This is a genomic window from Companilactobacillus paralimentarius DSM 13238 = JCM 10415, from assembly GCF_001434985.1.
Classification (GTDB): Bacteria; Bacillota; Bacilli; order Lactobacillales; family Lactobacillaceae; genus Companilactobacillus; species Companilactobacillus paralimentarius.
Genome location: NZ_AZES01000094.1, coordinates 1 through 15121 on the forward strand (window position 1 = coordinate 1; position 15121 = coordinate 15121).

Annotated in this window: 19 protein-coding genes; 8 read left to right on the plus strand and 11 right to left on the minus strand. The window is 37.1% G+C overall.

Features of this window, described 5'->3' with window-relative positions:
* Positions 1–13 precede the first annotated feature (13 nt).
* The 4 genes from FD33_RS08110 to FD33_RS08125 all read right to left on the minus strand — a co-directional run bounded on the left by FD33_RS08110 (position 14) and on the right by FD33_RS08125 (position 3434).
* Entirely contained in the window at positions 14–586 is a 573-nt protein-coding gene (locus FD33_RS08110; RefSeq protein WP_056955890.1) for a phenolic acid decarboxylase, read from the minus strand.
* 800 nt (positions 587–1386) lie between these two features.
* The gene (locus FD33_RS08115; protein WP_025085357.1) at positions 1387–2205 is read right to left on the minus strand and encodes an SPFH domain-containing protein; all 819 of its coding nucleotides are present in this window, start codon (positions 2203–2205) and stop codon (positions 1387–1389) included.
* A gap of 18 nt (positions 2206–2223) precedes the next feature.
* Positions 2224–2535, minus strand: coding sequence for a toxin-antitoxin system HicB family antitoxin (locus tag FD33_RS08120; RefSeq protein ID WP_235700291.1), 312 nt, complete (start codon positions 2533–2535; stop codon positions 2224–2226).
* A gap of 86 nt (positions 2536–2621) precedes the next feature.
* Entirely contained in the window at positions 2622–3434 is an 813-nt protein-coding gene (locus FD33_RS08125) for a glycosyltransferase family 8 protein (RefSeq protein WP_025085355.1), read from the minus strand.
* Positions 3435–3546: 112 nt separating this feature from the next.
* On the opposite strand from FD33_RS08125, the gene FD33_RS08130 reads away from it, so the two are divergent.
* Positions 3547–3957 (plus strand): peptide deformylase, encoded by a 411-nt coding sequence (locus FD33_RS08130; RefSeq protein WP_025085354.1) that lies wholly within the window; start codon positions 3547–3549, stop codon positions 3955–3957.
* 110 nt (positions 3958–4067) lie between these two features.
* On the opposite strand, the gene FD33_RS08135 is transcribed toward FD33_RS08130, so the two are convergent.
* Genes FD33_RS08135 through FD33_RS08145 form a run of 3 tightly spaced genes read right to left on the minus strand, consistent with a single transcriptional unit; the run spans position 4068 to position 6513 of the window.
* Positions 4068–4358: a hypothetical protein gene (locus tag FD33_RS08135; protein ID WP_025085353.1), complete on the minus strand. Its 291-nt coding sequence runs from the start codon at positions 4356–4358 to the stop codon at positions 4068–4070.
* 43 nt (positions 4359–4401) lie between these two features.
* Positions 4402–6042, minus strand: a complete 1641-nt coding sequence (locus FD33_RS08140) for an Nramp family divalent metal transporter (protein WP_025085352.1) — start codon at positions 6040–6042, stop codon at positions 4402–4404.
* 30 nt (positions 6043–6072) lie between these two features.
* Complete coding sequence (locus tag FD33_RS08145; RefSeq protein ID WP_025085351.1) at positions 6073–6513, minus strand: universal stress protein; 441 nt, start codon at positions 6511–6513, stop codon at positions 6073–6075.
* Between the two features lie 406 nt (positions 6514–6919).
* Between FD33_RS08145 and FD33_RS12680 the strand changes: the two genes are divergently transcribed.
* The gene (locus FD33_RS12680; RefSeq protein WP_156314125.1) at positions 6920–7081 is read left to right on the plus strand and encodes a hypothetical protein; all 162 of its coding nucleotides are present in this window, start codon (positions 6920–6922) and stop codon (positions 7079–7081) included.
* Positions 7082–7137: 56 nt separating this feature from the next.
* The gene (locus FD33_RS08150; RefSeq protein ID WP_159102817.1) at positions 7138–7791 is read left to right on the plus strand and encodes a metal-dependent transcriptional regulator; all 654 of its coding nucleotides are present in this window, start codon (positions 7138–7140) and stop codon (positions 7789–7791) included.
* Between the two features lie 41 nt (positions 7792–7832).
* Here the strand turns inward: FD33_RS08150 and FD33_RS08155 are convergent, their stop codons facing one another.
* The gene (locus tag FD33_RS08155; RefSeq protein ID WP_025085349.1) at positions 7833–8084 is read right to left on the minus strand and encodes a Mor transcription activator family protein; all 252 of its coding nucleotides are present in this window, start codon (positions 8082–8084) and stop codon (positions 7833–7835) included.
* Positions 8085–8187: 103 nt separating this feature from the next.
* Between FD33_RS08155 and FD33_RS08160 the strand changes: the two genes are divergently transcribed.
* Complete coding sequence (locus tag FD33_RS08160; protein WP_025085348.1) at positions 8188–9180, plus strand: helix-turn-helix transcriptional regulator; 993 nt, start codon at positions 8188–8190, stop codon at positions 9178–9180.
* Positions 9181–9189: 9 nt separating this feature from the next.
* On the opposite strand, the gene FD33_RS08165 is transcribed toward FD33_RS08160, so the two are convergent.
* The gene (locus tag FD33_RS08165; protein ID WP_025085347.1) at positions 9190–9618 is read right to left on the minus strand and encodes a MarR family winged helix-turn-helix transcriptional regulator; all 429 of its coding nucleotides are present in this window, start codon (positions 9616–9618) and stop codon (positions 9190–9192) included.
* A gap of 111 nt (positions 9619–9729) precedes the next feature.
* Here FD33_RS08165 and alsS point away from each other — a divergent pair, with 111 nt between their 5' ends.
* The 4 genes from alsS to FD33_RS08185 all read left to right on the plus strand — a co-directional run bounded on the left by alsS (position 9730) and on the right by FD33_RS08185 (position 13141).
* Positions 9730–11406 (plus strand): acetolactate synthase AlsS, encoded by a 1677-nt coding sequence (gene alsS / locus FD33_RS08170; protein WP_025085346.1) that lies wholly within the window; start codon positions 9730–9732, stop codon positions 11404–11406.
* A gap of 18 nt (positions 11407–11424) precedes the next feature.
* Positions 11425–12132: an acetolactate decarboxylase gene (budA, locus tag FD33_RS08175; protein WP_056955891.1), complete on the plus strand. Its 708-nt coding sequence runs from the start codon at positions 11425–11427 to the stop codon at positions 12130–12132.
* Between the two features lie 428 nt (positions 12133–12560).
* On the plus strand, positions 12561–12746 hold the full coding sequence (locus FD33_RS08180) for a type II toxin-antitoxin system HicA family toxin (protein ID WP_025085345.1): 186 nt from the start codon (positions 12561–12563) through the stop codon (positions 12744–12746).
* 2 nt (positions 12747–12748) lie between these two features.
* Entirely contained in the window at positions 12749–13141 is a 393-nt protein-coding gene (locus FD33_RS08185) for a type II toxin-antitoxin system HicB family antitoxin (protein WP_025085344.1), read from the plus strand.
* Positions 13142–13187: 46 nt separating this feature from the next.
* Here FD33_RS08185 and FD33_RS08190 read toward each other — a convergent pair whose 3' ends face one another.
* Together FD33_RS08190 and FD33_RS08195 are read right to left on the minus strand one after the other, a co-directional pair.
* Entirely contained in the window at positions 13188–14063 is an 876-nt protein-coding gene (locus tag FD33_RS08190) for a DMT family transporter (RefSeq protein ID WP_056955892.1), read from the minus strand.
* 163 nt (positions 14064–14226) lie between these two features.
* The gene (locus FD33_RS08195; RefSeq protein ID WP_025085343.1) at positions 14227–15105 is read right to left on the minus strand and encodes a DMT family transporter; all 879 of its coding nucleotides are present in this window, start codon (positions 15103–15105) and stop codon (positions 14227–14229) included.
* Between the last annotated feature and the right edge of the window lie 16 nt (positions 15106–15121).

Sequence of the window (15121 nt, forward strand, 5' to 3'; positions counted from 1 at the left end):
TATGGTCTAACTGTTAACTTGAACCGCCATCAACTTGATTTGACGAACAGCCTTTATTAATACGGTTATAATTCTTATCGAAATATTTACCATTTCTAATATCATCAGGCATCCCTTTATAAGGTGCTTCACTGATAACATCTTCGTTATCTTGACCAGCATCCCCCATGTATGTAATATTAGCGAATTCAGGCACAACTAATTTTGGATATGTTTCGTACTTTTCACGTGATTCTTCCATTAAATCAATATGTTCATTTTGATATGTCACAGTAATTTCTGGATGTTCTTCAACCCACTTAGGGAAAAAGATTGTTCCATGTAATTTCTTTTCATTAGGCATGAAGTCCAAGGCTACGTCTGTACCTGTTGGTTCTGTCCAAGAAATCTTATAGATACCTTCTGTTAACATAACGATGTCAGCTTTTTGATCAGTTACCCAACGGCCACCAACCATACCACCGTGAATACGGTAGTCAACTGTGTGGTCATTTTTTGCGTACCATTCATATTCCCAACCGTTATCGTACGTGTAAATAAAATGTGTTCCTAAAAAATCTTCTAAAGTTTTAAATGTTTTTGTCATAGTTGTTTGTCTCCTTGTGTCGTTATCGACAATTAATAGTATATGTCGATATAAACATATAGTCAAGAACTTTGTTTTTTGAAGATAAAAAAATAGCCCTCATACTGAGCGCTATCAAAATATTTATATTCAATTATCACAAATCAAATTTAAAAGTTTGATTTGCTTAGTTATACTCAAACTAGAGTCGTAATCTTTATTGACTTTAGTGGCTTTAAAAACATGTAGTACAACTCCTTCTCGATTACTGGAGAATGGAGGGTTAACTATGAGTGAAAGGATAAGGTGCGTTGGGCTGTGTTTGCTTTCGTAGAATCCGTTGTTCAACTAGGTATCGCTTGCATATTCTTTGCAGTGGCCTATTGGATAATAAAAAAAGCTAACCACTAGGGTTAGCCAACCAATGAAACTTTTCGAGTCATGATTGAGATCACGGGACCCATATTCCTATGGTCTCTTTTCGATTGCAAAAATGTTATAAATGATGATTATTCTTTTTGCAATCTTGAGGGGTTCTTTATTTAGATAACCAATGTTCTTGGCAATATAGTGGAAACGAGCTGCGTAAGCCAGATTCCTGTGCTTTGCCTGACTTCACGAACTGCCTGCTCCTCAGTCAATTCGCAAAGTCCTGCAAATGCTCAGAATCTAAGCGGGCTTACTCCACTCTCTATTGAAATGAGCTTCATGAGGGTAACCTCTTCCGGTTTGCTACAGTACTGGAATTGCCCGCAAAATCCGCGTGCGATTTCAGTACTTAGGCAAATCCTCGGAGGCTAACCGCCCTCACTCCGCTCTCTCTACTTTTTACTAATCTGATTCATAACTTGTGCGGTAACGGGGATTTCGGAGAACTTTCCTATATCTTCTTTACTCATCACAACGGTATTACTTGAGGATTCTGCCAAGGCTGCGAAGGCTTGGATTTGTTGATCTGTGAAGTATTTATTGTCGGCTGATGCTAACATGTCGTTTAACTTCTTGATTTCGTATGCTTTGGCATCGGCTCTAGCTATGGTTGCGGCTGCTTCGGCTTTGGCTGTTGAGACGGTCGCATCGTTTCTAGCTTTTGTTTCAATTTCAATACTTCTGGCTTCACCATTTGCTTTGGCAATGGCGGCTGTCTTCTCACGATCAGCTCTGATTTGCTTCTCCATTGATTCGGTGATGGAAGCTGATGGTTTCAATTCATCGATATTTACACGGTCTACTTTGATTCCGTAGGTATTAGTCAAATCCCCGATTGCTGCGGCTAAATCTGCGTTGATCTTTGAAGTTGAACCTAGTGCTTCGTTCAAGTCAATCTTACCGATAATATCACGTAAGTGTCCACGGACTAATTGCACCATTGATTCAACTGAGTTGCTGTTTTCATATTCAAATTTACGTGCATCGGTAACATGATAATTTAATGTAACGTTTGTCTGTACTTCAGCGTTATCTTTGGTAATAACGGAATATCCCTTTAAGGACAACGGTATCATTGCAAGGTCCACTATTCTAACTTTTTGAAAAATGGGAATGTAAAAACTCAAACCAGCGTTAACTTCACGCTTGTATCTTCCCAAAGTTTCAACCAATCCAACATGATTTTGACGCACTACCTTAAATCCAAACATTATTCCCCGCCTACTTTTCTATTTTAATTCCTGGATTGTCAGGATATTACCATTTGCTTTAATAACCTGATAATTATGTTGGGTGTTAACTGAATCGTTTGCCAGTAAATCATAGCGATAGTAGATACCTTTAACCTCGACCAAGTCGTTTGCCATGTTGATCTTATCCCCTCTAACGATAGACCCTACAATTTGGCGCTGTTCGAGGTTATTTGTAGGTACAGCTTCACTCAATTTGGTGACAATATAATTGTTAACACTACGATTTTCACGGCCTGCATCTTCCGCAATCCGGTCGTACAAATCTTTATCTAGTCTTAATGCAATCATCTTATCTGCCATATCTGTATTATAGCACCTTTATATCAAAGTGATATCATTTTGATATAAAATTTAGGCAAAATAAAAAAAGCCTACTAATGTAAGCTTTTGGCAACATGGGCATAATGCTTGTACAATCCGGAGAAACGTTCTTTGTAGTCTGGTTTCCAAGGTTTATCTCGTCCACAGAAATGTAGGATTGAGGTATGTTCAATTACCCAATCAATATCCCAGACGCCGTTACTCTTGGTGTAATAGAGTGGATTCATTCGGGCGTCATAATTGTATATTTCATCAGGAATCTTCTTGATATGTTGTCCATAGAGGCCATTCAAGATATCTTGATCTGGTAAGAACAGTGCCAAGTTTTTAATTCTGATATAGCCATAAATATCCTCAGCTTTGACGTGTTCTCGTTCTTCAGGCAAGTTCATCAAAATCACTCCAGAATTGTAGTAGCCATCGGTATCAAAGTTACCTAAACGGATCTTATTTAATGAATCAGTTACATCCAGTGCGATGTGGCTAGCAGCTGCGTACCAGTAGCCATCGAAGTCCATGTTATATAACTTTTTCAAATCATTGATCACTAAGACGTCGGTATCGAGGTAGAGTACTCGTTTCAGATTCTTGGGCAAATATTCGTAGGCCAACAAGCGATAATAAATTGTCTTCGGATAGCGGTCGGTCACTGGTGCCTTGTCGAAATGGGTATTGGGAACGATGATTGGATGATAGGTCATCTTGAGTCTCTTGCAGACTTGGATAATCCTTTGGGTATGAGTTAATTTCTTATCTTGAATCACGTATACGGAAAAACTGGTTGCGGAGGTATTACGTTTGATTGAGTATAAGACTGTTAGTAGTTGATCGACGACACGATCATCAATCGCAAATAATAGATTCATTGGTTCCACGCTCCTCTGAATTGATTAACTACCCTCATTATAGCCGTTTGTCGCTTGAATCTACTATCTTTCATCGCTTATAATGAGAACATTCTATTCTAGGAGTTTAATTATGATTAAACCAATAAATCACGACCAAGCATTTCTCAGTCAAAAATCCGAATTAGCCACTAAAAATGATTCTCAAGTCGTTCAAGATTTGCTCGACACTCTACAATCTCATTCCGAAAACTGTGTCGGTATGGCAGCCAACATGATTGGCGTTAACAAGCGTATCATCGCTTTTTCTATGGGAATAATGAACATTCCTATGATAAATCCTTCTATTATAAGTATGCAGAATCCCTATCACACTTCTGAAGGTTGTCTTTCTCTTGAAGGTGAACGTCCTACTAAACGTTTTAAGAATATTACAGTTAAGTATTTGGATGTTAACTTCAAAGAACATACACAAGAGTTCTCCGACTTCATTGCTCAAATTATTCAACATGAAGTTGATCATTGTGATGGTATTTTGATTTAAAGACATAATCAAGTATGATTTATTTCATCATTGATTATTTGAAATTATTAAGTACGTTTTGAATCGTACTTGATTTCTAATTCGAACAACAAAAAACTAGAAAATTTCCCTTATTGGAATTTTTCTAGTTTTTTTGGTTTTGTTTTAGAAATAATTTTGATTTTTTTCTTTAATAACCATGGTTCTTGGCAATATAGTGGAAACGAGTTACACAAGCCAGATTCCTGTGCTTTGCCTGATTTCACGAACCGTCTGCTACGCAGCCAATTCGCAAAGTCCTGCAAATGCTCAGAATCTAAACGGCTTGTTTCACTCTCTATTCTGAAACGAGCTACGCAGGCCAATTTCTTTCGGTTTGCTACAGAACTGAAATCATCCGCAAATACAGCGGCTAATTTCAATTCTTAGGCAAATCCTCGGAAATTCCCAGGCCTGCTTCGCTCTCTATCTTTCTGCGACTGCTTCTTTATCGAATTCAGCTTCTGAACCGGCTTCTCTTGATAGTTTAGCTAAGTGTTCGTATGTTGATGATACGTGTTCACTTGCTAATTCTGTCTTCAATCTTTCATTACCTTTATGCATATCAACCAATGTCCATACTAGTAAGGCTACTACGGCTACGATCAATACCCAGGCGATAATGTCGGCTTGTGTTGATTGTGCTGCTGTGATTCCATCTCCATAGAAAGCCTTGATTTGATCTGGCAATCCATAAAGGTTTAATCCTGTTAGGGCTAGAACTGAGAACCAACCGAATCCTTTGATCCAAATTGCATTCTTAAATTTCTTACCCATCTCAGTAGCACTATCTGTCATTAATAGTAATGGCAACATTGAGAATGGTAAAGCGAAGGCTAAGAAGACTTGTGAGTTGTTCATTAAATCATTCAAAGCCACGTGTTCATCAATTGAACTCTTACCGCTTGTTAACATAACACAGATTAGAACTGGAATAACTGATAGCAAACGTGTTACTAAACGACGTAACCATAGAGGCATCTTCATGTGAACGAAACCTTCCATGATAACTTGTCCTGAAAGTGTACCTGTAATTGTTGAATTTTGACCTGAAGCTAATAAGGCTACAGCAAATAATGTTGAAAGAATACCTGATTTAGCAACAGCAATCAAAACACCATTACTTAATGTTGATGTATCTGATAAAGCTTGGTACAAACCAAAGAATGATGGATCTTTAACGGCGCCACTCTTGAAGACGGCAACACCCATGATCAATAGCAAGGCATTAACGAAGAATGCAGCTGTCAATTGGATATTTGAATCCCAAGCTGAGAAACGTACGTTTTGTGCAACTGATTTTTCATCAGCGTGATCAACTTTTCTTGTTTGAGAAATAGCTGAATGTAGATACAAGTTATGAGGCATAACTGTAGCACCAATGATACCTAGAGCACCTTGCAATGGTGATTGCCCACCAATTGTTGGATGTGTAGCAAAAGTCTTACCTGTTGGAACTAATCCAGCAAAGGCAGCACCCCAGTTAGGATCTGATAGTGCAACTTGATATACGAATACGAATAAAATAACAAGAATTAAACATACAACGATAGCTTCAATTTTTCTGAAACCAATCTTAGTTAATAATAACAATACTAAAACATCACCAACGGTGATAAATACGGCGATTACTAATGGAATATTGAATAATAGGTATAACGCAATCGCACCACCGATAACTTCGGCAATATCTGTCGCCATAATAGCGAACTCAGTTAAAATCCATAAAACAATTCCTAATGATCTACTTGTTCTAGCACGAATTGCTTGTGCCAGATCCATCTTACTCACGATGCCTAGTTTAGCAGCCATATATTGTAACAACATGGCAATTAAACTAGACAAGAGAATAACTGACATTAATAGGTATTGGAAATTTTGACCACCGGTGATTGATGTTGACCAGTTACCTGGATCCATGTAACCAACGGCAACTAAAGCCCCTGGACCTGAGTATGCAAGTAGAGTTTTGAAAAAGCCTTTGTCCTTTGGAACATCGACTGTACCATTGATTTCTTCTAGCGAAGGACCATTGGCATATTGGATTAATTTACGCTTTTCAGCCATATTAATCTCCCCTTATATTTGAATTTGGTTTTAGCGAATAATCATAATTGAAATAGGTGAATATTTCGCCATATATGCGGCTTGAGAACCGAAATACTTTCTAATCCCCTTCTTAGATAGCGAACCGATTACTAATAGATCGGCTTTGGCAGCAGGAATGATATCTTTCACGATTGTCTCGCCAGGATCTCCTTCACCAATCATAAGTTCGACCTTTTGGACTCCAGCATCCAAGGCAACTTTACGATACTCTTGCATATGCTCTTCTAAATCTTTACGTTCACCATGAACGTAATCTCTAGTTAAGGCTTGATATACATTCATATCTCCGCTTTCCAATATGGAAGTGATAATCAAAGTTGAATTGTCTTTGATACAACGATGCATGGCATATCTAAATGCTAATTGAGCATCAGCTGAATCATCAACACCAACCAAGACACGTTCAAATGTGTTGTTCTGCTTTGACATTGGTTTCTTTCCTCCAATTAATTTTTACCAGACAAGTAAGTCTTGCTCGCCTTTCCAAAGACCATTCTACCGCTTTTTAAATCTATGTAAACTATTTTTTAAGCCTACCTAATAAAAAAGTACAAACAGTAATTTTTCTTCAAAAATTTTAGAAAACGATTACTTGACCATTATAAAGGCTTTCTAAGCTACCTAATGTGATATAAAGGATTATTCTTAAACATAGCTTAACTATTTCAAATAAAATAATTATGTTATATTAAAGGCATTAACGACGGAGCTATAGTGATTCATGAATATAATTATTTGACAATATGTCCATACAATACACTTTATATTTATGTTTAACTATTTTTATTAGTCTAAACTAATAAATTACTCTTATTCTTATTAATGGAGGAATATCATGCGTAAAGAAACACATCAAGAAGTAATTAACGAGGTCAATGACGAGGAGTTTTTAACCAACAATTGGTTAACTTCCGAAGTTTTAGTTGGTATGTATTCAAGAATTTTTACTAATTCTCTACTATTAGATGACATGATTTTTAAGAATCGCAGAAAATAGGTTGAAAGAACCTTATTAAGAAAAAGTGGTGAACGACTTTGAACGACCTAAATTTTTTGAGACTCATTTTCGAACTCGGTGGCAGTTTTCAAAACGTTAACAATATCGATCTAGCCATCAAGGCTAATGTCAGTAAAGCTTCTATTTCCGACCGCACCCAACATCTTTCAAAGTTAGGTCTGGTTAAATATACAAAGTATTACGGTAGCAAGTTAACTAAGAAAGGTTTAAACGATGTCATCCCTTTGATTCAACAACATCGTTTAATCGAAACTTGGCTCTACGAGAAACTAGATATCCCGTTAAGCGACATTTACGATAAGGCTACAACCTTGTCAGATCATCCCGATTTATTATTGATCGACCGACTGAATATTCACTTGGAGTATCCACAGACTTGTCCACATGGCAATATCATCCCAATTAATTCCGCAATTCCCATTTATTCCGCTGATTCTTTATTGGCTAGTCAGAATATTTCCGAGACGACTTTCAAAATAGTCAACTTTACGGAAGACTCCTATTTATTCAAAATTTTAAGTAACATTGATATAAAACTTTCCGACTCCATCAAAATTCTCAATATCAACGATTACGATCACTCAATGGTCATCTTGAACCTACGTAACAATTTGAAGCAGATTCTCCCCAAGAACATTACTAAGATGATTCACATTGAAAAAGTTAAAGAAACACAAAAAAGCGTTTGAGTAGGCATGATTGTAAAATCACGCGTTGTCAAACGCTCTTTTTATTTGCTAGCTTCCTTGATCCAACGTGGTGAATAGCCATATTTTCGTGATAACATCATAATTTGATTCGATTGCACGTCCATTGTTTGGAGTTTTTTACGTAACTTATTAGCATCATAGAGTCGCATTGGCAGTTGTAGTTGCATCCCACAATAGTTATCACGAATTTTTAACATTGCCTCAACTCCAATAACTTCAGCTATCCCCTTATATGATTCATTTAAAATATCATAGTCCACCTTTTCGGCCATAATTATCACCTATTTTTCCTTAACACAATAATTTTATTTTCAAAATTACTTTATAATAATAGGTAGACGGATTCTGTCCACCTTTACAGAAAGAGGATATATTTTGAACACATCTGAGCGTCGCTTCGCTATTTACATAAAACTACTTGACAATCAAATCTTGAATAAGAACGATTTAGCTCATGAATATAATGTAACTCCTCGTGCCATTCAACGAGATCTCAGTCAGATTAATTTAACTTTCGAAGACATCTGTCTACCCTACAGAATTGAGTACGAAAGAAACAATTTCGGTTATCGCATGCACAGTGATCAACACATTCTTAACACTCAAGAAATTCTCGTTTTGATCAAAATTTTATTGGCTAGTCGGGCGCTTAACCGGCTTGAATTGACTAATACAGTCGATGGACTTCTAAACTTGGCAAATAGTCAAATTCGCGATGAAGTTCGTCCTTTGATCCAAAATGAGATTTTCAATTACACTCCTCTGCATCATCAACAGGACTTACTAGATAAAATTTGGACTTTGAGCAAATACATTACCCAGAAAAAGGCTATCGAAATCAAGTATCATCGCCAACATTCGGAAATGGTCATTCGTGACGTTTTACCACAAGCTCTGATTTTCTCAGAATACTATTTCTATCTAGTTTCCTACAATCCAGACTATAAGGATAATTTGCTTTATCGAATTGACCGAATCGAAGACTATCACGTAACTGGCAAGATTGATTTAACCTATAAAGACCGTTTCGAAGAAGGCAAATTTCGTCAGAAAATCCAATTCATGTATCCCGGTAAATTGATTCATTTAAAGTTTCATTTCTGGGGTATCGTTGAAGCTGCACTCGACCGCATTCCAACTGCTAAAGTTGTGGCACATTGTGATGCCAATGGAAGTTTGCTTTCAGATCATAGTTCTAAACAACCACAAAATGGTGGCAGTGTCATTATTGAAGCCGATACTTTTGGCGAACGTGGTGTTATGATGTGGCTTTTGAGTCAGGGACAAAATGTAAAGGTTCTGGCACCAGAAAGTTTAGTCACCAATATCAAAAAGGAAGCTCAATCCATACTGCAACAGTATGAATGAGCTTCCTTTTTATCTTTCAATTGGATCAACAATAGTCGAAACAACTGCTTCAATGGAAGAAACTAGCGGACTATCTTTTTGAATACCAGCTTTTACAAACCGATCTTCCCACCATTGACTACGAATCTTTTGGACTTTTGTTACAACTTTCTTACCCTCTTCAGTCAAATTGAGAACTTTAGTTTTACCAGCTCCATCTGATTTGGTTAAATAATTCAATTGATTCATTTTATTGATCTCGCGAGTTGCTAAACCCTTGTCAATTACTAAAGAACGGGCCACTTGATTCTGACTAATGTTTTCATAATCACTTACAGCCAACAAAATACAAGCTGCAGTCGGATTCAAGTTGATTTGATTGAATTCCTCCCTCGTATCCTTGTAATATTGACGGTGTAAGATAGAAATATCTTGTGCTAAGTATCCAATGTTTTTCATTAACTTTCACTCCATGAAAAGACTTACGTGTTGACAAATCAACACAAATGTTTTATTTTTTTCCTATAAATAATTATAGAACAAATCTACACAAAAAAGAGGTTAGATACAATGACAAAAACTAATGGTGCTCAAGCTTTGATCCAATCGATGATTAATCAAGGCGTTCATTACGTCTTCGGACTCCCTGGTGCTAAGATTGATCGACTCTTTGAATCACTTGAACATAATGATGATCCAAAAACTCCTAAACTAATTATTACTCGTCACGAACAGAACGCGGCTTTCATTGCTGCAGGTATTGGTCGTCTAACTGGTAAGCCCGGTATTGTGGCTACTACATCAGGTCCTGGTGTCTCCAATTTAGCTACTGGTCTAATTACCGCCACTTCTGAAGGTGACCCTGTAATTGCTTTAGGTGGTCAAGTTCCCCGAAACGATATTGCCCGTTTAACTCACCAAAGTATCTCTAGTAAGGAACTTCTATCCGCTGCTACTAAGGATAGTGTCGAAGTACAGGATGCTAACAATTTGTCGGAATCATTTGCAAACGCTTACCAAAATGCCGTTTCACCCAAGGCTGGAGCGACTTTTATGTCCATTCCTCAAGATGTCTTGAATGACGACGTGACTCGTCCTGTTATCAAGCCATTACACAAAGTTGAACAAGGTGGCGTTGATTCAGAAACACTTAACAAAATTATCGAGAAGATTGAAAAAGCTAAGTTACCCGTAATTTTAGCAGGTATGCGTTCCTCTACCAACGAAGTTACTGACGCTATCCACAAATTCTTGCACAAGTTCTCGATTCCAGTTGTGGAAACCTTCCAGGGTGCTGGTGTCATATCGCGTGATTTGGAAAAAAATTATTACGGCCGTGTCGGCTTGTTCCGTAACCAAATCGGTGACACTATCCTCAAGGAAAGTGACTTGATCATCGCAGTCGGTTACGATCCAATCGAATATGAAGCCCGTAATTGGAATATTGGTCGTTCGGGGGAAATAATTAATCTCGACAGTATCAAGCCAGAAATCACTAATGATTATCAACCTGACTTGATTGTGAACGCTGATATTGCTAAGACTCTTAACGAAATCAGCTCTAACTTACCGGCTGGTATCGACTTAGGCTCCGATATGCACAAACATCTGGCTGACCAACAAGAGAAATTTACTAAGAAAGATGCTATTCCCACTAATCACTCGGATAAGAACGGGATTCATCCCCTAGCTATTATCCATGCTTTACAGAACCAAGTCGACGATGATACGACTGTTACAGTTGATGTTGGTAGTCTCTATATCTGGATGGCTCGTCACTTTAGAAGTTATAAACCACGTCACTTACTATTCAGTAATGGTATGCAAACGCTTGGTGTAGCTCTTCCTTGGGCGATTGCTGCCGCTTTGGAACGTCCTGAAAAGCCAGTTGTTTCGGTTGCTGGTGATGGTGGCTTCCTCTTCTCTGGCCAAGAGCTAGAAACAGCTGTCCGCTTACATCTTAATATCGTACAATTGATTTGGGACGACGGTTACTACGATATGGTTCGTTTCCAAGAGATTGCTAAATATGGCCATGATGCCGGAGTTAAATTAGGACCAGTTGACTTCGTTAAATATGCTGAAAGTTTTGGTGCTACTGGTATGCGTGTTGAGAGAACCGAAGATCTCGAACCAATGCTAGCCAAAGCTTTTGATACCAAGGGACCAGTTATCTTGCACATCCCCGTTGACTATTCAGACAACATTCAATTAGCATCCAAGTTGGTTGATGACGTCTTGAACTAAGATAGAAAGAAGGATTTCATGTCAAATACAAATACTCTTTATCAACACGGAACATTAGCTTTATTAGTCCCCGGACTACTTGATGGAACTATCACTATGAAGGAATTATTAAGTCATGGCGATACAGGAATCGGTACTGGTGAAGGCCTTGACGGTGAATTAGTCATTCTAGACGGCACACCTTATCAAGTCGACAGCAACGGCAGTGTTAATATCGTAAAAGATGATTTCACTCTTCCCTTTGCTAACATTCATTTTGGCAGTTATCAGCCATTAACAAGTGTTGATGGTATCAGCCAAAAAGAACTTGAAGAGAAGATCCTATCCTTAACAAGTGCCAATACTTTCTTCTCAATTGAGTTACACGGTCAGTTTACAAATGTGAAGACTCGTGCCGTGAAGAAATCACACAAACCTTATGATACTTTAGCTAAAACAGCTGAAAGCCAAAGTATTTTTGACAGAGATACCGTTACAGGAACTTTGTTGAGTTACTACTCACCTGAAATCTTTGATGGAGCGGCTGTCGGTGGCTTTCACCATCACTTCTTATCTGATGAACACGACTTCGGTGGCCACTTATTATCATTTGGTACAGCGAACGGAAATGTAAAACTCCAACAATTTGATACCTTGGAACAACATTTGCCCGTCAAAAATCAATCTTACATGGATTTTGATTTTTCCGGTGAAGATATTCTAGGCGATATACATAAATCAGAATAGAGAGCGGAACAGGCCCGGGAATTTCCGAGGATTTGCCTAAGTATTAGAATTACATGCGTATTTTGCGTGTGATTTTGATACTGTAGCAAACCGGAAGAAATTGGCCTGTGGAGCTCGTTTAAATCAGAGAGCGAAGTAAGCCTGCTTAGATTCTGAGCATTTGCAGGACTTTGCGAATTGGCTGTGTAACAGACAGTTTGTGAAGTCAGGCAAAGCACAGGAATCTGGCTTACGTAGCTCGTTTACACTATCAAATATTTTAAAAGCAAAAGGACGAATCCAGATGGACTCGTCCTTTTTTCCTATTTGGTGTTTAATTTGGTTATACCATCTCAAATCCTACGTAATTTTATTTATATAGTAATAACAGTCATAACATTTTACACACGTGTTAAATACGTATATTATAAAAGACGAAGGAATTTGAAATGAATCAAAAAAGATTGCTCAAGCTTTTAAGTAAAAAAGGTTGGTACTTATATCGTCATGGTAATAATCATGACATTTGGACAAATGGTATTGAAAAAGAACAGATTCCTAGACATAGAGAAATCAATGAATTATTAGCAAAAAGTATAATAAAAAAACATCATTTGGATGATGAGGGAGACTAAAAATGAAAATCGTATATCCAATTATAATTTCAAAAACAAGTGATCAAACAGTTCCCTACTTTGTCAGCATTCCTGATATTGAAGGCATGACTCAAGGCAAAGATATTGATGATGCTATTCAAATGGCTCGTGATTACATCGGTTTGAATATTATCGATAAACAAGATAACAATTTAGACGTGCCAAATTCAAATTACACACTTCCTAGTGCAGAAAATAGCGACGTTGTTACCTTAGTTGATGTCGATATTGATGAATATCGTCGTAAAAATGACTTCAAGACTATCAAAAAAACTCTGACCATTCCAAATTATCTCAACAAGTTGGGAAAAGAGAACAACATTAACTTTTCGGAATTACTAACAACTGCTTTAAAGAAGGAATTACATGTTTAAGTGGTCAAAAAAATCCTATTTCACACGGAATAGGATTTTTTAATACTCATTTTGCAAATCTTATTGAAACCCAAACGCTAGTCAAAATCAAAGCTGTACCTGCAGCAAAGCCCCAAGTTAGACCTTCTCCTAAAATCAGCCAACCTAACAAGGTCCCAACGATTGGTTGTAACAAGTAAATCAATCCTGAAACACTGGGACTGACCATTGTTAAACCTTTATTCCACATGACAAAAGCCATGGCTGTGGATAACGCTCCAACATAGAATAAACAGGCTATGATTTTAGGGTTGAAGAAATTAACGTTTGATAATGATGCCAAATCTCCCATCACAAATGGTGTTAAACAAATCATAGCGACGATGGTTGAGACAATCGTTATCTGTAAAGCTGAATAGTCCGACAACAATTTAATCATGACGGACATGAATGACCAACTTAATGCAGCTAATACCAAGAATAAAACGCCAATTAAAATATGTTTTCCGGTCAAATGGATACCGACGATCATCACTACCCCAAGTGTTGCCATCACCAAAGAAATGACTTTAACGCGATCTAATTTTTCCTTTAAAATTAACCAAGCGAAAATCACCATAAAGGTTGGGGTCGAGGAAGTTACCACGGCTCCTGTTTGAGCGCTGGAAAACCACGTTCCGGTTTCTTGGGCCACTAATGAAAGAGCGTACCCTGTCAAACCTGACAAGATGAACCATTTCAAATCTTTCCTTTTCAAATGCCACTTTTCTCGCTTAATCAATGAGAAACCGACTAAAAAGATTAATGCGACTAAATATCTTAGCCAAACCAATTGGAGTGGATGAATCTGTCCCACTACCATTTTCACTGCAACGAAAGTCCCACCCCAAATGATGGCAGCGACTCCTAAAAGAATAGAACCTAATACTTTGTTAGAATTCATAATGCTTAGTCCTTTTAGCTATTGGTCTCTCCGGAACGAAATTTATAATTAAATAAATTCTTTTGAAATCTTATTTTTGTAAAAAATTATAGCATTTTCAGACTCTGTTGAAACTGAAAATATAAAAAAAGGCAAATCCATTTTGGATTTACCCTTCTAATTATTAATTACTCTCAAATTTAACTGAAATCCAGACGCTACCAACAATCAGTATTGTTCCAAGAAAGAATCCAAATGAAACTGATTCTTTCAAAAATAACCAACCTAGCAAAGTTCCAACAATTGGTTGCAATAAGAAAAATAATCCTGAGGAACTTGAATTAACCAAAGTTAGTCCTCTATTCCACATAACAAAAGCCAATGCTGTCGAAATAACTCCTAAATACAACAAACTGAGAATTATTTTAGGTTCTAAGAAATCAATATTTACTAAACTTGCAGTATTCGTAAATATTACTGGTGTCAGGCAAATAATTGCGACAACTGTTGACATGATTGTAATCTGCAGTGAGCTGTAATGATTAACTTTTTGTATCAGGACTGACATTAAGGCCCATGTTAAGGCTGCAATAATTAATGATAATACTCCCAGTAAAATATTATTACCTTCCAAATGAATTCCAACAATCATGACTACACCGATTGTCGCCATCACTAAAGATACAACTTTAACACGAGTTATTTTTTCCTTAAAAATCAGCCAAGCAAAAATCACCATAAACGATGGAGTCGCTGAAGTAATTACTGCTCCGGTTTGAGCACTGGATAACCAAGTAAAAGTTTCTTGGGAAACTATTGAGATAGCATTTCCAATCAATCCTATTGCAATGATTAATCCTATGTCTTTTTTATGAATGCTCCATTTTTCTCTTTTTAAAATAGAAAATAATATTAAAAATATTATTGCTACTAAATACCTCAACCAAACTAATTGTAATGGATGAACAACACTAACTACATCCTTTACCACAACAAACATTCCACCCCAGATACAGGCAGATAAACTAAGTAAAATTGATCCTAAAATCTTTTTTGAATTCATAATATTTCCTTCCGTT

What these genes read in the sequence shown, in the direction of transcription:
- FD33_RS08110 (WP_056955890.1), bottom strand. Translation starts at nt 586, where the DNA reads ATGACAAAAACATTTAAAACTTTAGAAGATTTTTTAGGAACACATTTT.
- FD33_RS08115 (WP_025085357.1), bottom strand. Translation starts at nt 2,205, where the DNA reads ATGTTTGGATTTAAGGTAGTGCGTCAAAATCATGTTGGATTGGTTGAA.
- FD33_RS08120 (WP_235700291.1), bottom strand. Translation starts at nt 2,535, where the DNA reads ATGATTGCATTAAGACTAGATAAAGATTTGTACGACCGGATTGCGGAA.
- FD33_RS08125 (WP_025085355.1), bottom strand. Translation starts at nt 3,434, where the DNA reads ATGAATCTATTATTTGCGATTGATGATCGTGTCGTCGATCAACTACTA.
- FD33_RS08130 (WP_025085354.1), top strand. Translation starts at nt 3,547, where the DNA reads ATGATTAAACCAATAAATCACGACCAAGCATTTCTCAGTCAAAAATCC.
- FD33_RS08140 (WP_025085352.1), bottom strand. Translation starts at nt 6,042, where the DNA reads ATGGCTGAAAAGCGTAAATTAATCCAATATGCCAATGGTCCTTCGCTA.
- FD33_RS08145 (WP_025085351.1), bottom strand. Translation starts at nt 6,513, where the DNA reads ATGTCAAAGCAGAACAACACATTTGAACGTGTCTTGGTTGGTGTTGAT.
- FD33_RS12680 (WP_156314125.1), top strand. Translation starts at nt 6,920, where the DNA reads ATGCGTAAAGAAACACATCAAGAAGTAATTAACGAGGTCAATGACGAG.
- FD33_RS08155 (WP_025085349.1), bottom strand. Translation starts at nt 8,084, where the DNA reads ATGGCCGAAAAGGTGGACTATGATATTTTAAATGAATCATATAAGGGG.
- FD33_RS08165 (WP_025085347.1), bottom strand. Translation starts at nt 9,618, where the DNA reads ATGAAAAACATTGGATACTTAGCACAAGATATTTCTATCTTACACCGT.
- alsS (WP_025085346.1), top strand. Translation starts at nt 9,730, where the DNA reads ATGACAAAAACTAATGGTGCTCAAGCTTTGATCCAATCGATGATTAAT.
- budA (WP_056955891.1), top strand. Translation starts at nt 11,425, where the DNA reads ATGTCAAATACAAATACTCTTTATCAACACGGAACATTAGCTTTATTA.
- FD33_RS08180 (WP_025085345.1), top strand. Translation starts at nt 12,561, where the DNA reads ATGAATCAAAAAAGATTGCTCAAGCTTTTAAGTAAAAAAGGTTGGTAC.
- FD33_RS08185 (WP_025085344.1), top strand. Translation starts at nt 12,749, where the DNA reads ATGAAAATCGTATATCCAATTATAATTTCAAAAACAAGTGATCAAACA.
- FD33_RS08190 (WP_056955892.1), bottom strand. Translation starts at nt 14,063, where the DNA reads ATGAATTCTAACAAAGTATTAGGTTCTATTCTTTTAGGAGTCGCTGCC.
- FD33_RS08195 (WP_025085343.1), bottom strand. Translation starts at nt 15,105, where the DNA reads ATGAATTCAAAAAAGATTTTAGGATCAATTTTACTTAGTTTATCTGCC.